At 70.5% G+C, this 1442-nt stretch carries 1 protein-coding gene and 1 pseudogene; both read left to right on the forward strand.

Annotated features, from left to right (window positions below; genetic code table 11):
* Positions 1-235 (forward strand): annotated as a pseudogene (locus tag KBI5_RS16170) (ABC transporter ATP-binding protein); the annotation flags it as partial.
* The coding region (locus tag KBI5_RS16175) for an ABC transporter permease (RefSeq protein WP_085015705.1) at positions 235-1442 on the forward strand (1208 nt) is incomplete at its 3' end. The pseudogene KBI5_RS16170 and the gene KBI5_RS16175, both read left to right, overlap by 1 nt.

Here is a 1442-nt window from a genome sequence, read left to right on the forward strand (position 1 = left end):
ACGCGTCGCGATGGCCCGGGCGCTGGTCGGCGACCCGTCGCTCATCCTGGCCGACGAGCCGACCGGAAACCTGGACTCCACCGCCACCGGTGACGTGCTGGACCTCCTCGACGAGCTGCACCAGCAGGGCCGGACGATCGTCCTGATCACTCATGAGCTGGACGTGGCGGCCCGGGCGCACCGGGTCGTGCGGATCCGGGACGGCCTGGTCGAGTCCGACACGGCGGCATCCTGATGGGCTGGCTGGAGACGCTGCGCACCGGGTGGGACGCGATCCGCACGCACCGGCTGCGCTCCGGGCTGACTGTGCTGGGCATCCTGATCGGGATCGCCGCGGTGGTGCTCACCGTGGGCCTCGGCGTCGGCACGCAGAACAAGGTCGGATCGCAGATCAGTGCCCTGGGCAGCAACCTGCTCATCGTCTCGCCAGGCAGCTCGACGAGCCCCACCACCGGCCTGCGCGGCGGGTTCGGCTCCGCCTCGACGCTGACCATGACGGACGCGGCCGCATTGTCGTCACCGGTCTCCACACCGGACATCGTCGGGGTCGCCCCGGTCAAGCAGGGCCAACTGACGCTGGTGAACGGGGCCACGAACTGGACGACGACGGTGGTCGGCACGACTGCGGCCTGGCGCCCGGTGCGCAACCGCACCCTCGCCGAGGGCCGTTTCCTCACCACCACGGACGACGCCCAGTCGGCGGCGGTGACCGTCCTCGCCTCGGACACCGCCGAGCAGTTGTTCGGCCGACGCGACCCGGTCGACCAGAGCGTGACGATCAACAACATTCCGTTCACGGTGGTCGGGGTGCTCGATCCGGCCGGTTCGAACACCACGAGCAACCTCGACGACCAGGCGGTCGTGCCGCTGTCCACCGCGGCGAGCCGACTGTTCGGCGGGACGACCCGCACCTCGGTCTCCTCGATCTACATCGAGGCACGTTCGTCGTCCACGCTCTCAGCGGCCTATCAGGAGGCGACCGACCTGCTGCTGAACCAGCACGGCATCGCCAACCCGGCCAGCGCCGACTTCACGATCACCAGCCAGCAGTCGCTGCTGGACACCGCGACCTCGGTGAGCAAGACCCTCACCGTGCTGCTGGCCGGCATCGCGGCACTGTCCCTGCTGGTCGGCGGGATCGGCGTGATGAACATCATGCTGGTCTCGGTGACCGAGCGCACCCGCGAGATCGGGCTGCGCWAGGCGTTGGGCGCACCACCGGCGGCGATCCGACGCCAGTTCCTGGCCGAGGCGTCCGTGCTCAGCTTCGCCGGCGGGGTGGTCGGCGCGCTGTTGGGCATCACCGGCGCCCTGGTGCTGCCGCACTTCATCGACAACCCGGTGGCGATCGTGTGGTGGGCGGTGCTCGGCGCGATCGCCGTGGCCGTCGCCATCGGTATCGCCTTCGGCGTCTACCCCGCTAGCCGGGCCGCCCGGCTGGC

This window comes from Frankia sp. KB5 (assembly GCF_002099325.1).
Taxonomy (GTDB): domain Bacteria; phylum Actinomycetota; class Actinomycetes; order Frankiales; family Frankiaceae; genus Frankia; species Frankia casuarinae.